At 44.2% G+C, this 1,306-nt stretch carries 1 protein-coding gene; it reads left to right on the top strand.

What is annotated here, in order from left to right; genetic code table 11:
- Positions 1-278 precede the first annotated feature (278 nt).
- On the top strand, positions 279-1,306 hold a 1,028-nt coding region (locus ACTXGO_RS13940), incomplete at its 3' end, for an L-serine ammonia-lyase (RefSeq protein ID WP_443574940.1).

Genomic DNA, 1,306 nt, shown 5'->3' with positions numbered 1-1,306 from the left:
CTGCTTTATAATAATCGTCAACAACAAATGGTTTTGAGGATAAAAACTATTTGTTAATAAAGTCCAATTTCACTGGTTGTGTACTACGAGTTGTGTTTAACTGACATCAGTTTTGATGCTCACAATAAGCAGTACTGTCCAAATTTTACAGCTGTTAAGTTTACAGAATGTTACATAGTGCAAGATGCTCAGCATCATAGCGGAAATAGTCTATAAATAAAAGATTTTGCTGCATAAAAGTATGAACTCACTCCACCCTCTTAAGTCATGGTAACTTTATGATTAGCGTATTTGATTTATTTAAAATAGGTATTGGCCCCTCAAGCTCACATACCGTCGGCCCTATGATTGCGGCCAACTTGTTTTTGGCCTCAGTATCAAAAATGGCAAGCATCGACAATATATCATCAGTAGAGATCGAGCTATACGGATCGCTTGCAGCAACGGGCAAAGGTCATGCGACAGATACTGCGATTTTGCTAGGCTTGTTAGGTCATACACCCAGCACGATAGACACGCGCCTCACTGACCATTATCTCTCTGCTATTTTAGATGAGCTAAAGCTTAATCTATTAGGCGTACATACTGTCGGTTTTGATGCACAGCGCGACATTCACTGGTACGATGACACTGTATTGCCCTATCATCCAAACGCGCTTACCTTGCGTGCTCATTTGACAGGCGGCAACCACTTCCAGCAGACGTACTACTCTATCGGTGGCGGGTTTGTCATCAATGATGAAGATGCTACCAACCCCGATGAGGATCATGCCAGCCCCACTATCGATGATATTCCTTATCCCTTTAACAATGCCGCAGAATTACTTGAGCAATGTAATCAGCACCAATTGAGTGTCAGCGAATTGGTACTGGCAAACGAGTGTCACTATCGCAGCTTGGACGAGATCTACGCTTATTTAGATGATATTTGGAACGTGATGCAGCGCTGCGTTGAGCAAGGTTGTCAAAATAGCGGTATCTTGCCAGGCGGACTGCAAGTCAAACGCCGAGCGCAGGCTTTGTATTTGCAATTATGCGCAGAAAAGAATCAGCCTATCAGCCAAAGTGACAAGCTGGCGGCTATGGACTGGGTTGATTTATACGCCTTAGCTGTCAATGAAGAAAACGCCAATGGTGGCAATGTGGTCACTGCGCCAACCAATGGTGCTGCGGGTATCATCCCTGCGGTTATGCACTATTACCGTGATTTTTTGCAGAGCTACAACCAAGACGGCGTGCGCAAGTTTTTACTCAATGCAACCGCTATTGGTAGCCTTATTAAACAAAACGCCTCCATCTCTGGCGC

Source organism: Psychrobacter sp. T6-1, from assembly GCF_052258445.1.
This window is presented reverse-complemented; position numbering and strand designations above follow the sequence as displayed.